Source organism: Streptomyces sp. NPDC043996 (assembly GCF_056435225.1).
On record NZ_JBWKEY010000007.1, the window covers coordinates 367,618 to 388,439 of the forward strand.

General features: G+C 72.7%; 16 protein-coding genes. 10 read left to right on the plus strand and 6 right to left on the minus strand.

Features of this window, described 5'->3' with window-relative positions; genetic code table 11:
- Window positions 1–185: 185 nt before the first annotated feature.
- The 5 genes from AC07A4_RS20935 to AC07A4_RS20955 all read right to left on the minus strand — a co-directional run bounded on the left by AC07A4_RS20935 (window position 186) and on the right by AC07A4_RS20955 (window position 6,968).
- Window positions 186–1,037: an EamA family transporter gene (locus tag AC07A4_RS20935; RefSeq protein WP_478600718.1), complete on the minus strand. Its 852-nt coding sequence runs from the start codon at window positions 1,035–1,037 to the stop codon at window positions 186–188.
- Window positions 1,034–1,567, minus strand: coding sequence for a YbaK/EbsC family protein (locus AC07A4_RS20940; protein WP_478600720.1), 534 nt, complete (start codon window positions 1,565–1,567; stop codon window positions 1,034–1,036). Before AC07A4_RS20940 ends, AC07A4_RS20935 begins: the two co-directional genes overlap by 4 nt.
- A gap of 81 nt (window positions 1,568–1,648) precedes the next feature.
- On the minus strand, window positions 1,649–3,349 hold the full coding sequence (locus AC07A4_RS20945) for a penicillin-binding transpeptidase domain-containing protein (RefSeq protein ID WP_478600722.1): 1,701 nt from the start codon (window positions 3,347–3,349) through the stop codon (window positions 1,649–1,651).
- Between the two features lie 166 nt (window positions 3,350–3,515).
- Entirely contained in the window at window positions 3,516–5,147 is a 1,632-nt protein-coding gene (locus AC07A4_RS20950; RefSeq protein WP_478600724.1) for a penicillin-binding transpeptidase domain-containing protein, read from the minus strand.
- 78 nt (window positions 5,148–5,225) lie between these two features.
- Window positions 5,226–6,968 carry a dolichyl-phosphate-mannose--protein mannosyltransferase gene (locus AC07A4_RS20955; protein ID WP_478600726.1) on the minus strand — a complete coding sequence of 581 codons (1,743 nt, stop codon included), beginning with the start codon at window positions 6,966–6,968 and terminating at the stop codon, window positions 5,226–5,228.
- Window positions 6,969–7,066: 98 nt separating this feature from the next.
- Here AC07A4_RS20955 and rsmI point away from each other — a divergent pair, with 98 nt between their 5' ends.
- The 6 genes from rsmI to AC07A4_RS20985 all read left to right on the plus strand — a co-directional run bounded on the left by rsmI (window position 7,067) and on the right by AC07A4_RS20985 (window position 13,137).
- Window positions 7,067–7,957 (plus strand): 16S rRNA (cytidine(1402)-2'-O)-methyltransferase, encoded by an 891-nt coding sequence (gene rsmI, locus AC07A4_RS20960; protein ID WP_478601067.1) that lies wholly within the window; start codon window positions 7,067–7,069, stop codon window positions 7,955–7,957.
- Between the two features lie 353 nt (window positions 7,958–8,310).
- Entirely contained in the window at window positions 8,311–8,721 is a 411-nt protein-coding gene (locus AC07A4_RS20965; protein ID WP_478600729.1) for a hypothetical protein, read from the plus strand.
- A gap of 80 nt (window positions 8,722–8,801) precedes the next feature.
- Window positions 8,802–9,671, plus strand: a complete 870-nt coding sequence (locus AC07A4_RS20970; RefSeq protein WP_478600732.1) for a TatD family hydrolase — start codon at window positions 8,802–8,804, stop codon at window positions 9,669–9,671.
- A gap of 160 nt (window positions 9,672–9,831) precedes the next feature.
- On the plus strand, window positions 9,832–11,304 hold the full coding sequence (locus AC07A4_RS20975) for a ubiquitin-like domain-containing protein (RefSeq protein ID WP_478600735.1): 1,473 nt from the start codon (window positions 9,832–9,834) through the stop codon (window positions 11,302–11,304).
- Between the two features lie 49 nt (window positions 11,305–11,353).
- Window positions 11,354–12,241 carry a 16S rRNA (adenine(1518)-N(6)/adenine(1519)-N(6))-dimethyltransferase RsmA gene (gene rsmA, locus AC07A4_RS20980; RefSeq protein WP_478600737.1) on the plus strand — a complete coding sequence of 296 codons (888 nt, stop codon included), beginning with the start codon at window positions 11,354–11,356 and terminating at the stop codon, window positions 12,239–12,241.
- Window positions 12,242–12,249: 8 nt separating this feature from the next.
- Window positions 12,250–13,137 (plus strand): 4-(cytidine 5'-diphospho)-2-C-methyl-D-erythritol kinase, encoded by an 888-nt coding sequence (locus tag AC07A4_RS20985; protein WP_478601069.1) that lies wholly within the window; start codon window positions 12,250–12,252, stop codon window positions 13,135–13,137.
- A gap of 9 nt (window positions 13,138–13,146) precedes the next feature.
- On the opposite strand, the gene AC07A4_RS20990 is transcribed toward AC07A4_RS20985, so the two are convergent.
- Complete coding sequence (locus AC07A4_RS20990; RefSeq protein WP_478600739.1) at window positions 13,147–13,734, minus strand: Uma2 family endonuclease; 588 nt, start codon at window positions 13,732–13,734, stop codon at window positions 13,147–13,149.
- A 157-nt stretch (window positions 13,735–13,891) separates the two neighbouring features.
- Between AC07A4_RS20990 and AC07A4_RS20995 the strand changes: the two genes are divergently transcribed.
- From AC07A4_RS20995 to AC07A4_RS21010, 4 genes are all read left to right on the plus strand, one after another.
- On the plus strand, window positions 13,892–15,700 hold the full coding sequence (locus AC07A4_RS20995; RefSeq protein ID WP_478600741.1) for an ABC-F family ATP-binding cassette domain-containing protein: 1,809 nt from the start codon (window positions 13,892–13,894) through the stop codon (window positions 15,698–15,700).
- A 146-nt stretch (window positions 15,701–15,846) separates the two neighbouring features.
- A complete protein-coding gene (locus tag AC07A4_RS21000) occupies window positions 15,847–17,667 on the plus strand; it encodes an outer membrane protein assembly factor BamB family protein (protein ID WP_478600744.1) in 1,821 nt (606 codons plus the stop codon).
- A gap of 51 nt (window positions 17,668–17,718) precedes the next feature.
- A complete protein-coding gene (locus AC07A4_RS21005; RefSeq protein WP_478600747.1) occupies window positions 17,719–19,689 on the plus strand; it encodes an outer membrane protein assembly factor BamB family protein in 1,971 nt (656 codons plus the stop codon).
- 269 nt (window positions 19,690–19,958) lie between these two features.
- Window positions 19,959–20,660 carry a helix-turn-helix transcriptional regulator gene (locus AC07A4_RS21010; RefSeq protein WP_478600750.1) on the plus strand — a complete coding sequence of 234 codons (702 nt, stop codon included), beginning with the start codon at window positions 19,959–19,961 and terminating at the stop codon, window positions 20,658–20,660.
- Window positions 20,661–20,822: the final 162 nt, after the last annotated feature.

Genomic DNA, 20,822 nt, shown 5'->3' on the forward strand with positions numbered 1-20,822 from the left:
CCCGATCCTGGGGCTCCGCCCCAGACCCCGCTCCTCAAACGCCGGAGGGGCTAAAACTGTCGCAGCCACGGCCGGGAGATCCAGCCCGTCCGGCGTTTGAGGACGAGGCGCGGAGCGCCGATATGGGGTCCGGGGCGGAGCCCCGGTTTCGGGAAGGGGCGGGGTGGGGGAGGCCCCCGGCAGGGCTACCCCGCATGCAGCATCAACCCGATCCCCGCCACCATCACCCCCGCCGCCAGCATCCGCGGCGCCCCGAACCGCTCCTTGAAGAACACCGCCCCGATCGCCGCCCCCACGATGATCGAAGACTCCCGCAGCGCCGAGATGGGCGCGAGGTCGGCCCGCGTCTGGGCCCACAGGACAAGCCCGTACGCCCCCACGGAGAGGACCGCGCCGAGCAGCCCGAGCCCGGCGGCGGGCCGCAGCCGCGCCATCGAATCCCCGCGCCAGCGCCACACCGCGTACAGCGGGACGACGAGCCCCTGCACGAGCATCAGCCAGGCGACGTAGCCGAGGGCGGACCCCGACGCCCGCACCCCGAGCCCGTCCACGACGGTGTACGCCGCGATGGAGACGCCGGTGGCGAGCGCCGCCCCGAGGGCCACCCAGTCGGGGCGGCGCCCGGAGCCCCGGATGCCCCACAGGGCGAGCCCGGTGAGCCCGGCGGAGCAGACGGCGACCCCGGCGGCCTGCCAGCCGCCGGGCACCTCGCCCGCGAAGACGGCGGCGAGGACGGTCACGACCAGCGGGGCGGTGCCGCGCGCGATGGGGTAGGCCTGCCCGAAGTCGCCGAGCCGGTAGGACCACATGAGCAGGGCGTAGTAGCCGATGTGCAGGGCGGCGGAGAGCAGCAGGTAGGGCCAGGCACCGGCGGCGGGCACGGAGGTGAAGGGGGCGAGCCCGAGCCCGATCAGGGCGCCGCCCCCGGATATCAGGGTGAACGCGACGAGCTTGTCGGTGATGTGGTGGGCGAGCGCGTTCCAGCTGGCGTGCGTGACGGCGGCGAGCAGGACGGCCGTGGCGACCAGCGGCGTCACGAAGCGGTTCCGGCGGCGTCCTCGCGCACGTCCACCAGGGTGCCGCGGGCGTGGGCGACGAGGGCCTCGGGCGCCATGGGGAAGACCGTGTAGGGGGTGCCCGCGGCCGCCCAGACGACGTCGTGGGCGAGCAGCGAGCGGTCGGCGAGGACCCGGGTCGCCGTGGCGTGCCCGAAGGGCGGCACGCCGCCGATCGCGTACCCGGTGGTCTCGCGGACGGCGTTCGCGTCGGCCCGGGTGACCCGGCGCGCGCCGAGCTCGGCGCGCACCCGCTCCACGTCGACGCGGGACGCCCCGTCCATGAGGACCAGGACGGGCACGCCGTCCGCGGCGAAGACCAGGGACTTGCAGATCTGGCTGAGCGAGCAGCCGATCGCGGCGGCGGCCTCGGCGGCGGTGCGGGTCCGGTCGGGGAACCGGCGCACGCGCGCGGGGAGTTCGTCGAGCCCCAACTCGCGCAGGGCGGCGAGGAACCGCGGGTGTGCGGGGGAGTCGTCAGGTGCGCTGTCCGTGTGGTCCGTAGTGCTCATGGGGCGCACGCTAGCGGTGCGTGTAGCCACCACGCGAGCGGGTATCGGGGGCGGGCCCGGGGCCCGCCCCCGGTCCGCGCCTCAGCCGCCCGCGAGCAGCGACGCCCGCACCACGGGCCCCGCGGCCTCGCCGCCGTGGCCGCCCTGCAGCACCACCGCCGCCGCGGCGACGTCCCCTCGGTAGGCCGTGAACCAGCCGTTGGGCTTCTTCTGGCCGTCCACCTCGGCGGATCCGGTCTTCGCGCCGGAGTCGGAGCCGAGGCCCGCCATGGGCTTGACCGCGGTGCCCGCGACCGCCGTGTGGCGCATGAGCTCCCGCAGCGCGGACGCCGTCGCGGGCGACATCTTCCGCGCGGCCGTCGCCAGCTTCCGCTTGTCCAGGTCGGGCGAGACCAGGTACGGCTGCCGGAACGTGCCGGACTTGACCGTCGCCGCCACCGACGCCATGTTCAGCGGGTTCATCCGCACCCCGCCCTGGCCGATGAGCGAGGCCGCCATCTGCGCGTGGGACTGCACGGGCACCGCGCCGTCGAAGGACGAGACGCCGATCGACCAGTTGTCGTCGCCGAGCCCGAAGACGTCCCTGGCCTGCTTCGTCAGGTCGTCGTCGGAGAGCTTCTTCGCCTGGCTGATGAAGGCGGTGTTGCAGGAGCGCGCGAAGCTCTCCCGGAACGTGCCGCCCTTGATCTGGAACTTGTTGTCGTTCTGGAACTTCCAGCCGCCGTACGTCTCGTACTTGGGGCAGGGGTGCCTCCGGTCGACGCGCGCCAGCTTCTTCTCGAGCAGCATCGACGACGAGACGACCTTCATCGTGGAGCCGGGCGCGAGGGAGCCCTGGAAGGCCGTGTTGAAGCCGCCCGGATTGGAGTTGGCGACGGCCAGGATCTCGCCGGTGCTCGGCTTGACCACCACCACCGAGGCGCGCTTCCGCTTGGCCGTCTCGCGCTCCGCCACGGCCTGCGCCTTCGGGCTGATCGTCGTCTTCAGCGTGCCCGGGGTGCCGGGGGCCAGCGTCAGGAGCGTCTTGTCCGGGGTGACCTTCGCGTCGTCGCTCTTGGTCTTCGTGCGCGCCGCGTCATGCGCGTCCTTGCGGACGATCCGCAGCTCGATGCCGCCCGTGCCGCCCGCCTTCTTGCCGTACTTCTCGCGCAGACCGTCGAGGACCGTGCCGAGCGAGGGGTACTTCGCGGCCGTCAGCGGGCCGCCGCCGCGGTCCAGGGCCTTGATCGGCGGGTCGCCCGCCTCACCGGTGACCAGGCGGTCGCCCGGCTTCAGCTCCGGGTGGACGACGGAAGGACGCCAGGCCACCAGCGTCTTGCCGTCGTCCGCGCGGCGCACCACGGTCAGCTCGGAGCGGTACGCGTACGGCTTGCTCGTGTCCTTGTGCGTCACCGTGGCCGCCGCCTTGAACGCCACCTTGGCGCTCGCGCGCGTCGCGGGCTTCTGGGGCGTCAGCCGCACCTTGGTGACGCGCGCGTCCTTCCGGTACGAGGTGAGGGCGGCCCGTGCCGCGTCCCGGTCGTCGGTCAGCGCGGCCGCCCGGGCCGCGTCGCCCTTCGCCCACGCCGTCAGGAACGCCCGCGAGGTGGCGCGCACCTCGGCGGGCGTCGGCGGCCCGTGCGCGACCTGCTTCTCGTCGACCTTGCCGTCCGCGCCGTCCCCACCGCCCCCGAACAGGCCGTACCCCGCGAACCCCGCCCCGCACACGAGCGCGACAGCCGCGCCGCCGAGCACTCCAGGGTGCACCTTCTTGCTCTCGGTGACGCGTCTTCTCTTGCCCACGAACCCTCCGCACTTCCCCTTCGGCCCCCGCACACCTCACTCACCAACAGCCCAACCTAGCGACTCGCCAGAGGGGCACGCTCCGGGGTGTCATCGGTTCGGGCGATCCGGCGTCCTTCCGTACCCCCGCGCGGCCGCCGCGAGCTGAGGTGCCGTCAGCCCCGGGTCAGCCGCCCGCGCGCAGCACCGCCGCCACGATCGGACCCGCCGCGTCCCCGCCGCGCCCGCCCTCCTGGGCCACCGCGGCCGCCGCGATGTCGCCGCGGTAGCCGGTGAACCAGCTGTTGGGCCGCGCCTGTCCGTCGACCTCCGCCGATCCTGTCTTCGCGCCGACGTCCCCGCCGAGGCCCGCCATCGCCCGCGCGCCGGTGCCCGAGACGGCGGTGCGCCGCATCATCTGGCGCAGCTGCGCGACCGTACGGCCCGACAGGCCGCGCGCGGTGGCCACGTCCCCCTCCAGATACGACTTCGGTACGAGCACCGGCTGGCGGAAGGCACCGGTCGTCGCGGTGGCCGTCACCGACGCCAGGTTCAGCGGATTGAGCTGCACCTGCCCCTGGCCGAGGGCGTTCGCCGCCCGGTCGGGCCCGCCGGACTCGGGCACGGAGCCGTCCGCCGAGCGGATGCCGGTGCGCCAGTCGCCGCGCCCGAGGCCGAAGTTGACCCGCGCCACCCGGGCCAGGGAGGCGTCGGTGAGCGGCTTCTCGTCGACGAGCTTCACGAACGCCGTGTTGCAGGAGCGGGCGAAGCTGTCCGCGAGCGTGGCACCGGCGTCGGGCGCGAGGCCCTTGAGGTTGTGGAAGGTCTGGCTCTGCCAGGTCGCCGTCGCCGGGCACGGGGCCGGGCCGTTCGCCGTGGTGACGCCCGCGTCGATGAGCATCGCCGCCGTCACGATCTTCATGGTCGAGCCGGGCGCCAGCGTGCCCTCGAAGGCGGCGTTGAACTCGTCCTTCCGGTGGTTCGCGACCGCGAGCACCTCGCCGGTGCTCGGCTTGACCGCGACGAGGGACGACTGGGGGTGCCGGGCCACCGCGTCCTCGGCGGCCCGCTGCGCGGCGGCGCTCAGCGTCGTCGGCAGTCTGCCGGGTCTGCCCTTGTCGAGCGTGAGCAGCGTCTCCGTACCGGCGTCGGCCGAGGCCCGCCGCACGGACAGCTCGACCCCGGCGCGGCCGCCCGCCCGCTCGCCGTAGGCCGCCCGCAGCCGCGCGAGCACGGGCGCGAGCGACGGATACCGCTCCGCCGTCAGGACCTGGCCGTTCCTGTCCACGGCCCGGATGGGCGGCGCCGCCGACTCGCCCGTCTCCAGGCTCTCCCCGTCGTGCAGCCGCGGATGCACCACGGACGCCCGCCAGTCGACCAGCGGCCGCCCGGTCGTCCTGCCGCGCACCACCCGGAACGAGGACTCGTACGCCAGGCGCTTGGACCTGCCCTCGTACGACACGGTGGCCCGCACCGAGAACGGCACCCGCGCGCCCGTGATCCTGCCCTGCGTCAGCCGCACCCGCCGGATGTGCGCGTCCTCGCGGTAGCCGGTCAGGGCCCGTTCGGCGACCTCCCTGTTGTCCGTGTACGTGGCCGCCGTGCCCGCGTCGCCCTTGGCCCACGCCGCCAGGAACGCCCGCGCGGTGTCCCGCACTTCGCGATCGCTTGGCGGACCCGTGTGCGCGGACGAGGTCCCCGCCGCGCCGCCGCCGTCATCGCCCAGGGCGTCCACCACGTTGTACGTGCCGTATCCGGCACCCCCCACCATGACGGCGAACACCGTGCCGACGGCCGCCCACTTCGCTCCTTTGCGCATGCGCGCTCCCTCCCCAGGAATGCGCTCACTTTATGAGCGGGGAGCGAGAGGAATATGGGCTTTGTGTGAACAGGCCTTTCAGACCCAGGTATCCAGCCACATCCGCGACCGCCACGACTCGATCGGAATGGCCTGCCCCGTGTAGATCGGCCAGAAGTAGATGAAATTCCAGAAGATCAGCAGCACCAGGACGCCCGCGGCCGCCGCGCCCGCGACCCGGCGCCGCTCGCTCGACCCCGGCGGCCCGAGCAGCGCCCCGATCAGCATCGCGAGGGCCAGGCACAGGAACGGCACGAAGACCACGGCGTAGAAGTAGAAGATGGTCCGTTCCTGGTACATGAACCACGGCAGGTACCCGGCGGCGATCCCGCACACGATCGCGCCCGCGCGCCAGTCCCTGCGGAAGAACCACCGCCACAGCACGTAGACGAGCGCGGCCCCCGCCGCCCACCACAGCAGCGGCGTGCCGAGCGCGAGGACCTCGCGCGCGCACTTCTCCTTGGTGCCGGAGGGGCAGCCGTCCTGGCCGGGCGCCGGGGACTCGTAGAAGTACGAGACGGGGCGGCCGTCGACGATCCAGCTCCACGGGTTGGACTGGTAGGTGTGCGGCGAGGACAGGCCGACGTGGAAGTCGTACACCTTGGTCTCGTAGTGCCACAGGCTGCGCAGCCAGTCCGGCAGCCAGGTGAAGGAGCCGCCCTTGCCCTCCGTCGCCGCCCAGTCGCGGTAGTAGCCGCCGGAGCCGTCGCTCGGCGAGAGGATCCAGCCGAGCCACGAAAGGAGGTACGTCGCGACCGCGACCGGAACCGTCGCCACGAACGCGGGCAGCACGTCCCGCTTGAGCACCGCCGCGTACGGCCGCCGCGCCCCGGCGACCCGGCGCGCGCCCACGTCCCACAGGACCGTCATCAGGCAGAAGAACACCATGATGTAGAGGCCGTTCCACTTGGTCGCGAAGGCGAGCCCGAGGCAGAGCCCCGCCGCCCACCGCCACGGCCGCCACCCCAGGCGCACGGTCTCCGCGACGTCCCGGTCGGGGTAGGCGACCCCGTCGGCGTCCACGGGCAGCGCCGCCGCGAGGCGCTCACGCGCCCGGTCCCGGTCCACCAGGAAGCAGCCGAACGCGGCGAGTACGAAGAACATCAGCACCTGGTCGAGCAGCGCGGTGCGGCTCATCACGAAGTGCAGCCCGTCCACGGTGAGCAGCGCGCCCGCGACGCAGCCGAGGAACGTCGAGCGGAACAGGCGCCGCCCGATCCGGCACAGCATCAGGACCGAAAGGGTGCCGAGCACCGCCGTCATGAAGCGCCAGCCGAACGGGTCGAAGCCGAACAGCCACTCGCCGACGGCGATCACGTACTTGCCGACCGGCGGATGCACCACGTACGCCGCCTGGGACGGCAGGTCGATGCCGCCGCCCTGCTGGATGACCGCGTCGTTGACCTTGTCGGGCCAGCTCAGCTCGTAGCCGCGGTGGAGCAGCGCCCAGGCGTCCTTGGCGTAGTACGTCTCGTCGAATATCACCGCCTTCGGGCTGCCCAGGTTCCAGAACCGAATCAGCCCCGCGACCAGCGCGACCAGCAGCGGGCCGCCCCAGCCCGACCAGCGCACCAGCCGGTCCGCGGTCTGTGGCGCCGCCCCGAGCGACGCCCAGATCCGGGTGCTCGGGGCGGCGAACGGCGGGACGAGTCGCGCCCGCACATCGCCTCTGGGGCGCCCCGCGTAGCCGAAGCGGCGCAGCCTGCGATGCCAGGGCGACGGCTGCTGTTCCTCGGTTCGGGGGCCCTCGCGGGTGTCCGGGGACGACGCGGTACTGGTCACCGCGCCATCGTAGGGAACCAGACTGTGACAGTCCCGCGCCCTGCCCCTGCGAGGATGGAACAGTGACAGGAAGCGCAGAATCACGCCCCGGAAGCAGCATCGAAGGCCCCTCACGCGACGAGAGCGACACGGCCGACGGCGTCGGCACGCTCGTCCTCGCGGGCACCCCCATCGGCGACACCGCGGACGCGCCGCCCCGGCTCGCCGCCGAGCTGGAGCGCGCCGACATCGTGGCCGCCGAGGACACCCGCAGGCTCAAGCGGCTCACGCAGGCGCTCGGCGCGCGCGTCGGCGGCCGCGTCGTGTCGTACTTCGAGGGCAACGAGTCGGCGCGCACGCCCGAGCTCGCCGACGCCCTCGAAGGCGGCGCGCGGGTGCTGCTCGTCACCGACGCGGGCATGCCGTCGGTCTCCGACCCCGGCTACCGCCTGGTCGCGGCGGCCGTCGAGCGGGGCATCCGGGTCACGGCCGTGCCGGGCCCCTCCGCCGTCCTGACCGCGCTCGCGCTCTCCGGCCTGCCCGTGGACCGCTTCTGCTTCGAGGGCTTCCTGCCGCGCAAGGCGGGCGAGCGCCTGGCCCGGCTCCGCGAGGCCGCCGACGAGCGCCGCACCCTCGTGTACTTCGAGTCCCCGCACCGCGTCGCCGAGGCGCTGGCCGCGATGGCCGAGGCCTTCGGCGCCGAGCGCAGGGCCGCGGTCTGCCGCGAGCTCACCAAGACGTACGAGGAGGTGCGCCGGGGCCCGCTCAAGGAGCTCGCCGAGTGGGCGGCCGACGGGGTGCGCGGCGAGATCACCGTGGTCGTCGAGGGCGCGCCCGAGCGGGACGCGGCGGAGCTCGGCGACGACGAGCTGGTGCGCAGGGTGCGCCTCCGCGAGGAGGCGGGGGAGCGGCGCAAGGAGGCCATCGCCGCCGTGGCCGCCGACGCCGGGGTGCAGAAGCGGCGTGTTTTCGACGCCGTGGTGGCGGCGAAGCACGCGCCTGGGGCGTGACGCGGGACGGGTGCGACAGACGGGTGCGCCGGGCGGCGTGACACCGGCGCACATCCGTTCTGCCTGCGCTTTCCGCGGCGCTGAGCGGCCGCCCCGGCGCCGGGGTTTTATTCCTCCGAGCGGCTCATCGCCTGGCAAAGGACTATCGTGAAAGGCAAAAGCGCGGGCTCCGCACCAGGCCGATTTCTTATGGGAATGCCAAATCGGGCCCAACAGTGGACAGGTCTGATGCGCCCGCTCCGGGAATGGCGTCCACTGGGTTCAGGGACGCACCCGTCCCTCGCCGTCGGGCCCGGGTCCGGGGAGGACACTCCGGGCCGGTGGCGCTTGTCCAGCGGACAAGAGGAGCTCGCATGAGTGAGATCGCAGACACCGGTCACCGCACGGCGGTCGACGTCGTCCATGAGTCCTACGCGTTCGCCTGCATGCGCTGCGGGCACGGCTGGGAGCAGTCGTACGAGATCGAGCACCACGTCGACGCCAAGGGCCAGCAGTTCGTCACGTATCTGGCGGGCGGACAGCGCGTGCCGTCGCCGCTCACGCGGCCCACCTGCCTGAACTGCGGGGGGCACGTCGTGCGGATCATGCGGGCGGGGCAGGTGTCGACCGTGCGGTCCGCGCTGGAGTCCCTGCACCGCCAGCGGCCCGCGGGGCCCGCGCCCACGCGGGAGGGCTCCACCGCCGCCGACACGGCGGAGCCCACGCACCACCACTGGCACCTCTCGGACCTCCTGCACCCCTTCCGGGACCGCAGGGAGGGCTGACCCTTCCGGGACCGCGAGGGGGCTGACCCTTCCGGGACCGCGGGGCGGGCCGAGCGCGAGGGGCTTCGTAGGATCGGGGCATGCCTGCCGACACCACCCCGCCCCCGCCTCCCACGCCCCTGAGGGTCCCCGTCGCCGACTCGCACACGCACCTGGACATGCAGTCGGGGACGGTGGAGGAGGCCCTCGCCAAGGCCGCCGCGGCGGGCGTGACGACCGTCGTGCAGGTGGGCTGCGACGTGGCGGGCTCCCGCTGGGCCGCCGAGACCGCCGCCGCCCACGCCGCCGTCCACGCCGCCGTGGCCCTCCACCCGAACGAGGCGCCCCGCATCGTGCACGGCGACCCCGACGGCTGGTCGCGTCAGGGCGCGAGGACCGCCGGCGGCGACCCGGCGCTCGACGAGGCGCTCGCCGAGATCGACCGCCTCGCCGCGCTCCCGCACGTCAAGGGAGTCGGCGAGACCGGTCTCGACTACTTCCGCACCGGCCCCGAGGGCAAGGCCGCGCAGGAGCGTTCCTTCCGCGCCCACATCGAGATCGCCAAGCGGCACGGCAAGGCCCTGGTCATCCACGACCGCGAGGCCCACGACGACGTCCTGCGCGTCCTGAAGGAGGAGGGCGCCCCCGAGCGCACCGTCTTCCACTGCTACTCCGGCGACGCCGCGATGGCCGAGGTGTGCGCGGAGCACGGTTACTTCATGTCCTTCGCGGGCAACGTCACCTTCAAGAACGCGGGACAGCTGCGCGAGGCGCTCGCCGTGGCGCCCCTTGAGCTCGTCCTCGTCGAGACCGACGCGCCCTTCCTGACCCCCGCCCCCTACCGCGGACGGCCCAACGCGCCCTATCTCATTCCGGTCACGCTGCGCGCCATGGCCGAGGTGCGGGGCATCGACGAGGACGCCATGGCCGCGGCGATCTCGGCGAACACGGCGCGCGCCTTTGATTACTGATCGATAACGACCGAAGCGTTCCCAGGCCCGACAGCTCGGGGCAACACCGCGACACAGAGTAGTCAGCCTGCTTTGGAGAGTGACGGCGCCTCCGCTAGGTTCTGCAAGCCGATCCCCACGTGGCTTGTCAGATGGTTCACATGTCAGCTGGAGCGTCGTCGTGAGCAAACCGCAGTACGAGACGTATGGAACGTACGACGCGTACGGGCAGCAGCCGTCGTACGAGCCGTATGAGACGAGCGGGACGTACGAGCCGTACGAGGCCGCGTACGGCTATGGGGGCGACGGCGGCTACCAGGACACCTACCGCCCGTCGTACGAGACCGGACCGCAGCCCTACGGCCCCGGCGCCCCGGAGGTCCCTGACATTCCCGAAGCCCCCGCCCACGACATCGCCGCCGCCGACGCGCCCCCGACGGCCGACCCCGACCCCGAGCCCGCCGCCCCCGACGACGCCCCCCTGCTGCCGAGGCAGGCCGACGGCGGCCGGGGCGCCGGGCGGGCGGGCGCGCGGCGCGCGGCCCGCCGCAAGCGCGTCGCCGACCGGCCCGAAGGGCTGCGCCGCCTGCTGCCGCAGGCCCTCGTGGTGGCGTTCCTCGCGGGCGGCACCTCCGCCTTCGTCGCCAACGACAAGGCCATCCAGCTCAGCGTCGACGGCAAGGCCCGCACCCTGCACACCTTCGCCGACGACGTCGGTGAACTCCTCGCCGACGAGGGCGTCGACGTCGGCGCCCACGACATCGTGGCGCCCACCGCCACCACCGCCCTCGCCAGCGGCGACGAGATCGCCGTCCGCTACGGCAGGCCCGTCCAGCTCACCCTCGACGGCCACCGGCGCGAGGTGTGGACCACCGCCCGCACCGTCGACGGCGCGCTGCGGCAGCTCGGCGTGCGCGCCGAGGGCGCCTATCTGTCCGCCTCGCGCAGCAAGCGCATCGCCCGCGAGGGCCTCGACCTGGACGTCCGCACCGAGCGGACTGTGACCGTCATGGCCGACGGCCGCGCCCGCACCATCCGCACGAACGCGGCCACCGTCCAGGAGGCCGTCGAGGAGTCCGGCGTCACCCTGCGCGGCTCCGACACCACGTCCGTGCCGCCCGACAGCTTCCCGCGCGACGGGCAGACCGTCACCGTCATGCGGATCTCCGGCCGCAAGGAGGTCCGCGAGGAGGTCATCCCCTTCGAGGTCCGCAAGACCGACGACGCCTCCCTGCTGCGCGGCACCGAGGTCGTGGTCCAGGCAGGGCACACAGGGGCCCGCCGGGTCACGTACGCGCTGCGCACCGTCAACGGCGTGAAGCAGAAGCCGCGGCGGATCAAGAGCGAGGTGGTGCGGGAGCCGCAGACGCGGATCGTGAAGGTCGGCACCAAGGCCCCGCCGACCGCCGTCCCCGGGGCCGACGGGCTCAACTGGGGGGCGCTCGCGCACTGCGAGTCCGGCGGGCGCGCCAACGCCGTGGACCCGTCGGGCACCTACGGCGGGCTCTACCAGTTCGACACCGGCACCTGGCAGGGGCTCGGCGGCTCCGGACGCCCCCAGGACGCCCCCGCCTCCGAGCAGACCTTCCGCGCGAAGAAGCTGTACGTGCAGCGCGGCGCCAGCCCCTGGCCGCACTGCGGGAAGCGGCTGTGAGCGGCCGGGAGCGGCGGGGCGCGGCGCGCCCCACAGCTACCCTGGGTCGGTGAGTAGCACCGAGCACGACGCGCACGACACCCACGGCGCCCTTCTGGGCCCCGCCGACATCCGCGAACTCGCCGCCGCCCTCGGCGTCCGGCCGACGAAACAGCGCGGACAGAACTTCGTCATCGACGCGAACACCGTCCGCCGCATCGTCCGCACCGCGGACGTCGGCCCCGACGACGTCGTCGTGGAGGTCGGCCCGGGCCTCGGTTCGCTGACCCTGGCCCTCCTGGAGACCGCGTCCCACGTCACCGCCGTGGAGATCGACGACGTGCTCGCCGCGGCGCTCCCGGCGACCATCGAGGCCCGGCTGCCCGCGAAGGCGGGCTCCTTCGCCCTCGTCCACAGCGACGCCATGCAGGTGCGCGAGCTGCCGGGCCCGGCGCCTACGGCCCTGGTCGCGAACCTCCCGTACAACGTCGCCGTGCCCGTCCTGCTGCACATGCTCGCCACCTTCCCCAGCATCGAGCGCACCCTGGTGATGGTGCAGGCCGAGGTCGCCGACCGGCTCGCCGCCGCCCCCGGCTCGAAGGTGTACGGCGTGCCGTCGGTGAAGGCCAACTGGTACGCCGACGTGAAGCGCGCGGGCGCCATCGGCCGCAACGTCTTCTGGCCCGCGCCCAACGTCGACTCGGGCCTGGTGTCCCTGGTGCGGCGCGCCGAGCCGGTCAAGACCACCGCGTCCCAGCGGGAGGTGTTCACCGTGGTGGACGCCGCCTTCGCCCAGCGCCGCAAGACGCTGCGCGCCGCCCTCGCCGGATGGGCGGGCTCCGCCGCCGCGGCCGAGGCGGCCCTCGTCGCGGCGGGCGTCTCGCCGCAGGCGCGCGGCGAGTCCCTGACGGTCGAGGAGTTCGCGCGGATCGCCGAGCACAAGGGGGCGGCCCAGTGAGCGGCCCAGTGAGCGTCACCGTGCGGGTGCCCGCGAAGGTCAACGTCCAGCTCGCGGTGGGCCCCGCCCGCCCCGACGGCTTCCACGACCTCGCCAACGTCTTCCTCGCCGTCGGCCTGTACGACGAGGTGACGGCGACCCCCGCCGACGAGCTGCGGATCACCTGCGCCGGACCCGACGCCGCCCAGGTGCCCCTGGACCGCACGAACCTCGCGGCCCGCGCGGCCCTCGCGCTCGCCGAGCGGTACGGCCGCCCGGCCGACGTCCACCTCCACATCGCCAAGGACATCCCCGTCGCGGGCGGCATGGCGGGCGGCAGCGCGGACGGCGCGGGCGCCCTCCTCGCCTGCGACGCGCTGTGGGGCACCGGCGCGTCCCGGGACGAGCTGCTCGACCTCTGCGCCGAACTCGGCAGCGACGTGCCGTTCAGCCTCGTGGGCGGGGCGGCGCTCGGCACCGGGCGCGGCGAGAAGCTCCAGGAGCTGCCCGTGGGCGGCACCTTCCCCTGGGTGTTCGCCGTCGCCGACGGCGGCCTGTCCACGCCCGCCGTCTACCGCGAGTTCGACCGGCTCACCCCACACGCGCCCGCCCCCGAGGCGTCCGCGCCCCTCCTGGAGGCGCTGCGCACCGGCGACCCGGTCGCCCTCGCCGCCACCCTCACCAACGACCTCCAAGCCGCCGCGCTCTCCCTCTTCCCCGCCCTCGCCGACACCCTGAAGGCGGGCACGGAGGCGGGCGCCCTCGCGGGCATCGTCTCCGGCTCGGGCCCCACGACGGCGTTCCTGGCCAAGGACGCGGAGTCCGCCGAGCGGATCGCGGGGGCGCTGCGGGCGTCGGGGACGTGCCGGACGGCACGGGTGGCGACGGCACCGGCGGCGGGGGCGACCGTCCTGTAGGCCGCTGCGCTACAGCTCGTCGATGGCGGTCAGGTCGATGTCGATGTCGTACGGCACGCTGAGCTTGACCTGTTCACGGTGCACGCCGGTGTGGACGTAGGTCCGGGAGTACGGATCGAGCTCGTATACGTGGACGAGAGGATGGCCCGAGGTGTCGGGATCTCGCTCTACGCGCCAGTAGTTCGGGATGCCTGCGGCGGCATACTTGGCTGGCTTGGTGGTGCGGTCGCGTGACTCGGACTCAGGGGAGACGACCTCGATGGCGAGAACCAGGTCGGTGGCCCGGTATCTCGTCTGGTCGGGATCGCGCTTCCGGCTGATCACGCTGATGTCGGGTTCGGGGCCGTTGCGCTTGTCCAGGACGACGGTCATTTCCCGTTTTACCCTCAGCCCGGCTGGTTTGGTGCGGCGCAGGCCCTCGATCAGTAGGTCGATCGCATCGGCGTGGAACTCACGCTGCGGACTCACGAGGACAAGGCTCCCGTCGATCAGCTCGGTGTGCGGCGGGAGATCCGGCAGTGTGAACAGGTCGTCCACCGTGTAGCCGTCCAGCGGCGGCATCCGCCAGGGACGCTGCTCAAGGGGCTCGGCGGTCATGGTTCCTCCCATACGAGGGATTCTTCGGCCTGCCCCTCCACGTTAGCGACCCCCTCCCGATCACGTCATCACATCGAGTGACCGTTCGACCCCGGCTCGGCCTCGCCGCCCCACGGCCTACTCTTGAAGGCTGATCCACCCCCTCGTCAGGAGTGAAATGGCCGTCAACCTGGTCAATGTCGAAAACGTCAGCAAGGTGTACGGCACCCGTGCCCTGCTCGACGGCGTCTCACTCGGCGTGTCCGAGGGGGACCGGATCGGCGTCGTGGGCCGCAACGGCGACGGCAAGACCACCCTGATCCGGATGCTCGCCAAGCTGGAGGACGCCGACTCCGGGCGCGTCACGCACAGCGGCGGCCTGCGGCTCGCGGTGCTCACCCAGCACGACTCCCTCGACCCCGAGGCCACCGTCCGGCACGAGGTCATCGGGGACCTCGCCGACCACGAGTGGGCGGGCAACGCGAAGATCCGCGACGTGCTCACGGGCCTCTTCGGCGGCCTGGACCTGCCCGGCTTCCCGCAGGGCCTGGACACCGTCATCGCCCCGCTGTCCGGCGGCGAGCGCCGCCGCATCGCGCTCGCCAAGCTGCTCATCGCCGAACAGGACCTGATCGTCCTGGACGAGCCCACCAACCACCTCGACGTGGAGGGCATCTCCTGGCTCGCCCGGCACCTGCGCGAGCGCCGCTCGGCGCTGGTGTGCGTGACGCACGACCGCTGGTTCCTGGACCAGGTGTGCACCCGCATGTGGGACGTGCAGAAGGGCACGGTCTTCGAGTACGAGGGCGGGTACTCCGACTACGTCTTCGCGCGCGCCGAGCGGGAGCGCATCGCCGCCACCGAGGAGGCCAAGCGGCAGAACCTCGTCCGCAAGGAGCTGGCCTGGCTGCGCCGCGGCGCCCCGGCCCGCACCAGCAAGCCCCGCTTCCGGGTCGAGGCCGCCAATGAGCTGATCAAGGACGTGCCGCCGCCCCGGGACACCAGCGAGCTGATGAAGTTCGCGACCACCCGGCTCGGCAAGACCGTCTTCGATCTGGAGGACGTGTCCGTCCAGGCCGGGCCCAAGCTGCTCCTGAAGCACCTGACCTGGCAGCTCGGCCCCGGCGACCGCATCGGCCTGGTGGGCGTGAACGGCGCGGGCAAGACCTCCCTGCTCAGGGCGATGGCGGACGCCGCGCGCTCGGAGGGCGAGCGGCAGCCCGCGGCCGGCCGTGTCGTGGTCGGCAAGACCGTGAAGCTCGCCTATCTGTCCCAGGAGGTGGTCGAGCTCGACCCGGCCATCCGCGTCCTGGAGGCGGTGCAGCAGGTGCGCGAGCGCGTCGACCTCGGCAAGGGCCGGGAGATGACGGCGGGCCAGCTGTGCGAGACGTTCGGCTTCGCCAAGGAGAAGCAGTGGACCCCGGTGGGGGACCTGTCCGGCGGTGAGCGGCGCAGGCTCCAGCTGCTTCGCCTCCTGATGGACGAGCCGAACGTGCTGTTCCTGGACGAGCCCACCAACGACCTCGACATCGAGACGCTGACGCAGCTGGAGGACCTCCTCGACGGCTGGCCCGGCTCGATGGTCGTGATCTCGCACGACCGGTTCTTCATCGAGCGCACCACCGACCGGGTGCACGCGCTCATGGGCGACGCGACGATGCGGATGCTGCCGCGCGGCATCGACGAGTACCTGGAGCGCAGGCAGCGCATGACCGAGGCGGCCGCCCCCGCGCCCGCGGCCCCCGCCCGCGCGGAGGCGACGGCGGCGGTCTCGGCGGCCGACGCCCGCGCCGCGAAGAAGGAACTCCAGAAGATCGAGCGGCAGCTGGACAAGATCTCCGAAAAGGAGAACAAGCTCCACGCGCAGATCGCCGATAACGCCACAGACTTTGAAAAGGTGGCGAAATTGGACGCCGAGCTCCGCGAACTCGTCGGCGAGCGGGAAGAGTTGGAAATGCGCTGGCTGGAACTCGCGGAGAACGCGTGAGTATCGCATAACGACCGCATCACGGGCCGGTCCTCCCTTGGGAACAGGGTCAGGACCGGTCCCGGCCATGGCCGGAACAGAGTGATAGAAAGGTCGGCCTGAGCACCACTTGGCGTGCCGAAAAATCAGTGAAGGGGGAAGCGCTGATGACTCAGCCGCCCAACCAGCCGCCGCACGGCGGCTTCGGAGCTCCACAGGATCCACAGGATCCGCGGCAGTCGGGCGCACCGCAGCCGCCGCCCCCCGCGGGCCCGCCGCAGCCGCCCCAGCCCGGCTACGGCTATCCGCAGCAGGCCCCCGGCCAGGCCGGTCCGTACGGCTATCCGCAGCAGGCTCCGCAGCAGCCGGGACCGTACGGCCAGCCGCAGCAGCCGCCGCAGCAGCCGGGCCCCTACGGCCAGCCCGCCCAGCCGGGCCCGTACGCGCAGCAGCCGCAGGCGCCGGGACCGTACGGCCAGCCCGCGCAGCCCGGCTACGGCTTCCCGCAGCAGCCGTACGCGGGCGGCCCGGTCCCGCCGCCGCCCGGCGGCGGTGGCGGCAAGAGCCCCTTCAAGGGCAAGCCCGCGGTGATCATCGGCGCGGCCGTGGCGGCGCTGCTCGTCGCCGGTGTCGCCGTGTTCGCGCTGAGCGGCGGTGACGACGACAAGAAGAAGTCCGAGTCCAAGAACAAGGACCCCAAGCCCACCGCCTCCGCCCCGGTGAACCCGGGCGACGGCAGCGGCGACGGCCACGCGGGCAAGGAGGACCTCAACGAGGGCCGCAAGCCCGGCGAGTCCAAGGTGCTCTGGTACAAGGAGGCCCCCAAGGTCCCCGGCAAGGGCGCCGACGCCCCCGGCATGTGGGTCAAGGACGGCATCGCCGTCAAGGCTGTCTTCAAGGAGGTCCTCGCCTACCGCGTGGACACGGGCAAGCCCGCCTGGGACGCGATCAAGCTGCCGCAGGAGATCTGCTCGGCGTCCCGGCAGGCCAGCGAGGACGGCAAGGTCGTCATCGCGTACAAGGGCGGCACGAAGAGCGACGCCAAGTGCGACCAGCTCCAGGTCATCGACCTGAAGACGGGCGACAAGGGCTGGCAGAAGCAGATCAAGGAGGAAGGTCTCTTCGACTCCACGCTCAGCGTCAGCCTCACCATCACCGACGACACGCTGATGGTCGGCCGCTCGCAGTCCGGCACCGCCTACGACCTGAGCGACGGCGATGAGCTGTTCGTCTCGCGCAAGAAGGACGAGGGCACCTGCTTCCCGGCCGGCTTCACCGGCGGCGACCGGCTGCTGCGCGCGCTGTCGTGCGGGGCGTCCACGCCCACCGAGCACGACGAGATCCAGGAGCTGGACCCGAAGACCGGCAAGGCCAAGTGGACGAAGAAGTTCCCCAAGGGCTGGCGCCTGGACAAGGTGTACTCGACCTCGCCGACCGTCCTCTACCTCACCAACGAGGACAAGAAGAAGTGGAACATCACCACCCTCAAGCCGGGTAGCAGCGCCACGCGCTCCGAGGTCCGCGTCAACGAGGACTTCGCGCCGGAGTGCGGCTGGGGCGGCATCATGGTGCGCGACCTCCAGGGCTGCGCGGGCGTCGCCGCCGACGACAAGTACCTGTACCTGCCGACGAAGCAGACGACCGGCGCCAACGAGATCGTGGCGATCGGCCTGAACACCGGCAAGGCCGCCTGGCGCGCCAAGTCGCCCGCGGACACCTCGATGGTGCCGGTGAAGACGGACGGCGGCGCGCTCGTGGCGTACGTCAAGCCGTCGTACAGCAGCGGCGGCCAGGTCGTGTCGATCTCGCCCAGCGGCTCGCACACGCCGAAGACGCTGCTCAAGAACCCCGAGGGCACGGCGCGGATCGAGAACGGCTTCTTCTCGAAGGCGATCGACTACGTGGACGGGCGCTTCTACCTCTCCACCACGCGGATCTCCGGCACCGCGCAGGGCCGCGAGAAGCTGATGCTGGCCTACGGCAAGTGACCCTCCCCACCGTCTAGTTCCCCCCTCCTCGTCCCCCCAAGGAAAGACGTCATGACTCAGCCGCCGCCCCAGCCGCCCAACGAGCCCCCGCAGGGAGGCTTCGGCGCCCCCCAGAGCCCCCCGCCCGGCGGCTTCGGCCAGGCTCCGGAACCGGGCTACGGCTACCCGCAGGCACCGCAGGCACCGCAGCAGCCCGGGACGCCGCCGCCCGCCGCCCCGCCGCAGGCTCCGCCGCCCCCGGCGGGCCAGCCGGGCCAGGCGCCGTACGGCTACCCGCAGGCGCCCCAGCAGCCCCACGCGCCCCAGCCGCCGCAGACGCCCCCGCCCGCGGCCCCGCAGACGCCGCCGCCCGCCTACGGCCAGCCCGCCGCGCCCGCGTACGGTCAGCCCGCGTCCCCGGCGTACGGGCAGCCCGCCGCGCCCGCCTACGGCCAGCAGCCCGGCTACGCCTACCCGGGCCAGCAGCCGACGGCCCCCGGCCAGCCGCAGTACGGCTATCCGCAGCCCCCCACCATGCCGATGCAGCCGCAGCCGGGCGGCCCCGGCCAGGGCGGCGGCGACGGCGGCAAGAAGAAGCAGATGACGATCATCGTCGCGGCGGTCGCCGCGATCGCGCTGATCGTCGGCGGCGGCGTGATCTACGCGGCGACCCAGAAGGGCGACGACGACAAGAGCGCCAGCGCCAAGAAGGACGACAAGAAGGGCAAGGACGGCGGGAAGGACGACCAGCCCTCCGACGGCCCCGCCAAGGAGAAGGCCCCGGCCAACACCAGCGCCAAGGTGGCCTTCCAGATCCCGGCGCCCGCCGTGCCCAAGGACGACGTGTGGAGCGTCGGCGGCTCCTGGCTGACCGACGACGTGGTCGTCAAGTCCGGCTACCAGGGCAAGGACAAGGACCACGCCCTCATCGCCTACGACCCCGCCTCCGGCAAGGAGCAGTGGTCGATCCCGCTGACCGGTGAGACCTGCGCGGTCTCCAAGGAGATCACCAAGGACGGCATCGCCGCGGTGGTCGCCAAGAACGCCAAGGCCAGCAAGGCCGACAAGTACCCGGACTGCAGCCAGGTCTCGGCGGTCAACCTGAAGACCGGCAAGAAGCTGTGGACCAAGGACGTCGACAACAGCGGCATGAAGGTGGAGTTCGAGGAGATCGTGATCTCCGGCTCCACCATCGCCGCGGGCTCGGGCACCGGCGGCACCGGCGCCGCCTGGGACCTGTCGGGCAAGCTGCTGTGGAAGCCGCAGATCGGCGACAAGTGCAAGGACGCCGGGTACGCGGGCGGCGACCAGCTCATCGCGGTCCGCAAGTGCGGCGACTACAGCGACCCCAAGCTCAAGATCCAGCTCCTTGACCCCAAGACGGGCAAGGACAAGTGGACCTACCCGCTGGCCGCGGGCATCGACAACGCCAAGATCATCTCGACCAGCCCGGTCGTCTTCGGCCAGGACACCGAGGAGATCACCGCAAGCGGTGCCACCGACGTGTTCTCGCTGAGCAACAGCGGCAAGCTGCGCGCCCGCATCAAGCTGGAGGACGGCAAGTACTCCCACGACTGCGAGGTCAACAAGTACGCCAGCTGCCGCGCGATCGTCGTCGGCAACGACAAGCTGTACGTGCCCACGCGCCAGCACGACGCGGGCGGCTCCGGCTACGGCTTCACCAATGAGGTCATCGCGTTCTCGCTGGCCACGGGGAAGACCACGGGGGACCGCGCCGACGCGGGCGACGACGGCGAGATGTTCCCGATCCGCATGGACGGCGGCAACGTCCTCGCGTACAAGGGCGGCGGCTACAACAAGGGCGCCAAGGTCGTCTCGCTCGACGGCACGTCGATGAAGGAGACCACGCTCCTCGAGACGCCCGCGACCGAATCGGTCAGCAGCGCCATCAGCGGCATGGTCCCGAAGTCCAACGAGATGCTGTACGGGAACGGCCACCTGTTCATGGGCAAGGAACTGATCAGCAAGCCGTACTCGAAGGACGACAAGGAGTACATCGCGCTCGGCTTCACCACGAAGTGAGCCGGTCTCCCGCCGGCAGCTGAGCGGGTGCGCATGGCCCCGGACCGCACGGTCCGGGGCCGTTCCCGTCTCCGGCGCCGTTCACTCTCCGTACTCCCGTCCAGGCGCTACCTCAAAGGCAGTGATTTCGGCATCCAGGGCTGCATCTGGACGGTAGGGGCAGCGCAACGTCGAACAAGCGTGTAGCTTCCGGGGGATGAAGGGCCGGGGCCCCGGGTCCGTGGGGGGATCTTGGGGAAATCCGTGGGGGACTTTTGGGGGGTTGCTCGATGGGTGTGCGGCTCATGGTGGTCGACGACCACCGCCTGCTCGCCGAGGCGCTCGCTTCGGCGCTCAAGCTGCGCGGGCACCGGGTGCTCGCGGCCGCGGCGCCCGCCGCGGGCGCGGCGGACCTGGTGATCAGCAGGGCCCCCGAGGTGTGCCTCCTCGGCACGGCCACGCCCGCTGAGCCGGGCATGTTCGACCCCGTGACCCGGATCAAGCGGGAGCGTCCGCAGGTGGCCGTGGTGGTGCTCGGGCCCGTGCCCTCGCCGCGCGGCATCGCGGCGGCCTTCGCCTCCGGCGCGTCCGGGTACGTACGGCACGACGAGCGCATCGAAGGAGTCGAGCGCGCGATCATGAAGGCGCGCGCCGGTGAGGCCGCCGTCGCACCCCAATTGCTCCAAGGCGCCTTCAGCGAGCTCCTCAACCCCGCCGCGCAGCCCGACGACGAGGGGCAGCGGCTGCTCCAGATGCTCACTCCGCGTGAGGTCGAGGTCCTGGTGCGGGTCGCGGACGGCGAGGATACGCGGCTCATCGCGGCCGGGATGGGGATCGCGCCCAGCACGGCGCGGACGCATGTGCAGCGGGTGCTGATGAAACTCGGCGTGGGCTCGCGCCTGGAGGCGGCGGCGCTGGCCGCCCGCACGGGGCTCCTCGACCGGGCGGAACGGCCTCCGGCCGGGGGCCAGGTCAACAACTCGGAACCCTGAGCCCCCCGGCGAGCTATGTCTCCCACCCGCCCGCCCTTACACCTGCGGCTGCAACCGCACCCCCCGACCTAGCGGCTCGCGGCTGGGTGGGTGGGAAAACAGCCCGAGCAGGCGACGATCCAGCCCGTCCGGCGCTTGAGGACGAGCGCGCCAGTGCGGGTA